Source organism: Clostridium pacaense (genome assembly GCF_020709765.2).
GTDB classification, from domain to species: Bacteria; Bacillota; Clostridia; order Lachnospirales; family Lachnospiraceae; genus Enterocloster; species Enterocloster hominis.
The window spans coordinates 1-248 of sequence record NZ_JAJFEB020000163.1 but is presented as its reverse complement, the minus strand read 5'-3'; the positions used below and the strand labels follow the sequence as shown (position 1 = coordinate 248).

The window sequence follows — 248 nt, the reverse complement described above, 5'->3', positions numbered from 1 at the left end:
AGAAAGAAAAGGAAAGGAAGAGGGGAGGAGAGGGGAAAAAGGAAAAAAAAGGGGAAAAGAAGAAGGAGAGGGGGGAGGGGGGGGGAGGGAGGAAAGAGGAAGAGGAAAGAGGGGGAAGAAAAGGAAGAGGGGAGGGGAAAAGAAGGAGGAAGGGGAGGAAAGGGGAGGGGGGAGGGAAAAGAGGAGAGGGGGGGGGAGGAAAAGGAGAGAAAGGAAGGGAAAAAAGAAGAAGGGAAGGGGAGGGGAGG

At 54.8% G+C, this 248-nt stretch carries 1 protein-coding gene; it reads left to right on the top strand.

The features are described 5' to 3' along the window. A partial coding sequence (locus LK536_RS58920; protein WP_506092351.1) for a hypothetical protein occupies window positions 1-248 on the top strand: 248 nt, incomplete at both ends.